Source organism: Mesorhizobium sp. M4A.F.Ca.ET.090.04.2.1 (assembly GCF_003999085.1).
In the GTDB taxonomy this organism is placed as follows: domain Bacteria; phylum Pseudomonadota; class Alphaproteobacteria; order Rhizobiales; family Rhizobiaceae; genus Mesorhizobium.
The window spans coordinates 1-573 of sequence record NZ_RZOT01001008.1; the positions used below are offsets into that span (position 1 = coordinate 1).

General features: G+C 60.9%; 1 protein-coding gene. It reads left to right on the forward strand.

What is annotated here, in order from left to right; all coding sequences use genetic code 11:
• On the forward strand, window positions 1-296 hold a 296-nt coding region (locus EN781_RS33770), incomplete at its 5' end, for an oxidoreductase C-terminal domain-containing protein (RefSeq protein ID WP_281034427.1).
• Window positions 297-573 lie beyond the last annotated feature (277 nt).

A 573-nucleotide genomic window follows, 5' to 3' on the forward strand; every position in this document is an offset into this window, starting at 1 on the left:
GGGTGGTTGCCGAGCGGCAGGGGCGAACCGCGGCGCTCAACATGCTCGGCCGGCGCGAGAAATTCGAAGCGGTGCCGTTCTTCTGGAGCCAGCATTACGATGTTCCCATCAACTATGTCGGCCATGCCGAAAAGTGGGACGAGATCGCGGTCGATGGCGACATCGGTGCCAGGGACTGCCTGCTGCGCTTCAAGCGCGACGGCCGCACGCTGGCCGTCGCCTCGATCTTCCGCGACACCGCGAGCCTGGAGGCCGAGGTGGAAATGGAGCGGGAGATGACTGCCGTGAAATCGTAGGCGGCACCCCGCGATGGCTTGCGAGGCAGCCTGAGCACCATCAATGCTCGCCAGCCTCAAGCAGGGAATGGCTGTGGCCAACAAAAGCGAGTGTCGTAGATAGGCTTGGATCTATTCGAGAGCCTTCATCAAGGCTCGGCAGTTCTGGCGTGCAGCCTCCCAACCCAGCGCCTGCCGGGCGAACTTCGCACCAAGGCGTATCAGACCGGAACCATTTTTATCGGAACAGCACCGCGTCTCAGGGGTTTTATTAGATCAGCATTGAAAAGGAGGTAGT